The organism is Wenyingzhuangia sp. 2_MG-2023, assembly GCF_030548295.1.
Classification (GTDB): domain Bacteria; phylum Bacteroidota; class Bacteroidia; order Flavobacteriales; family Flavobacteriaceae; genus Wenyingzhuangia.
Genome location: NZ_JAUOSB010000062.1, coordinates 1 through 749, shown reverse-complemented (window position 1 = coordinate 749; position 749 = coordinate 1). Strand labels below are relative to the sequence as shown.

At 31.9% G+C, this 749-nt stretch carries 1 protein-coding gene; it reads right to left on the bottom strand.

Annotated features, from left to right (window positions below; all coding sequences use genetic code 11):
• Positions 1–139 precede the first annotated feature (139 nt).
• Positions 140–733, bottom strand: a complete 594-nt coding sequence (locus Q4548_RS16660) for a hypothetical protein (protein ID WP_303457157.1) — start codon at positions 731–733, stop codon at positions 140–142.
• Between the last annotated feature and the right edge of the window lie 16 nt (positions 734–749).

Here is a 749-nt window from a genome sequence, read left to right as displayed (position 1 = left end):
TAACGGGTTTGTATAAAAATCAGTTTGGGAGAAAAGGGCAGAGCCTTTTCGAGCGTGCTGATTTGACTTGGTTTAAAAGTACTGAACATTGGGCTAGCAAACAAACCCAAATTGTTTTTATACAGTGTTGTAAACTGTTTTAATTCGCCACTCTTTCAATATCCGCTACAAGAGTTTCAATATTGTTTGTGATATATTTTTCAATACCCTCAAATCTTTTCAGATTATGTACATTCAGTGAATTAATCTGTTTCATCCCTTTTGTTTCAACAAGCTTTAATTCATATCCCCACACCATTTCATTCCTTCTCACTGGGTCAATTTCTTTATCAAAACGACTTAGAACTAAAATATCGGTATTCACTCTTTCGATTATAGGCTTGCAATATTTTTTATCAAAGACAACTTGATACGGAACATCCATTAATTTTTTCAGTGGTAGAGGAATTACCTTCAGGTTTTTAAATCTTTTCAATTCTCTTTCAATTACAGGAGTTACTTCGTAGCCATAAGTTCCATAAGTGTAATGATTCCAACAAGGGAGAACCATTATTTTAAGTGTGTCTGCTTTTTTTTCAAAGTATGTTTCAACTTTTTTCGATTGAAGGGTATCAATATTTAGTACACTTAAATTTTCATGCTGTTTTTCATGATTTTGGTTCTTACAACTCACAAAAGAAGTTATTGAGAGTAGAATGAAAGCAATATAGTTCAATATTTTTTCCAATTTCAAAGCAATGGTTTACAAC